Raw genomic sequence first — 803 nt, 5'->3', positions numbered from 1 at the left:
GGCGACTTTCTCGATCTCGCGTGGAGCGAGGACCCAACCCAAGAGCCTGCACAAAAAAAGCCTTTTTTAATGATACGGCGACCACCAAGATCTTCCCTCTTTCCCTACTCGACGCCAGGAACGCCGGTCAGAGTGCTCTCTTTGAACTGCTTATCGAAACGCTTTTGCATCGAACTAACCGCAAAGCTGTTGTACGCCGCGTCAAATTTGTTGCCATCGACACCGTTGTCCGTGAAGACTTTCTTTAACTCGTCTTCGTTTTTCGGTGCTTGGCGCTTTTGATGAATTTGCGCGAACATCGCAGGCACCATTTTATCTTCAACACCTAGCGATACCATGGTTGCGTAAGATTTTGCCATTGGCACTGCCATGTCTGCGCCCATAAACGCCACGTGTACTTTTTCAAAGCGTGCTTCTTTTGGCAAAGCCGGTTTTAAGTTTTCAATCACAGATTCAAACTTATAACAGTGTGGGCAGTAAAACGAAAAAAACTCTGTAACGGTTGGTTTAGTCGCTTTCTCAACGTCCAACACTTTGTAGTGTTTACCTTCTTCAAATTGAGCAGCGTGAGCGCTGAAAGCCAGTAAAAGTGTGCTGCATAGTGCAAGTAATTTCTTCATTGTTTGTTTTCCTTCGGGCACAACAGTGCCGTTTTAAATATAGCTAAGAGCCAGCTAGTGCTGGAGATAAATAAAGAAGAAATCAAACAATCGGAGGTCGGTAAGGTTTATAAATCACAACCACGGCTTTTTCAGTAGGAGGCTTATTAATAAGCGCCAAGCTGTAAGGCAGTAGCATCAAGC

General features: G+C 45.1%; 1 pseudogene. It reads right to left on the bottom strand.

Annotated features, from left to right (window positions below):
* Nucleotides 1-110: 110 nt before the first annotated feature.
* Nucleotides 111-620, bottom strand: a pseudogene (locus tag R7O13_RS25970) (thiol:disulfide interchange protein DsbA/DsbL); the annotation flags it as partial.
* Between the last annotated feature and the right edge of the window lie 183 nt (nucleotides 621-803).

The organism is Vibrio sp. Y176, assembly GCF_033438945.1.
This window is presented reverse-complemented; position numbering and strand designations above follow the sequence as displayed.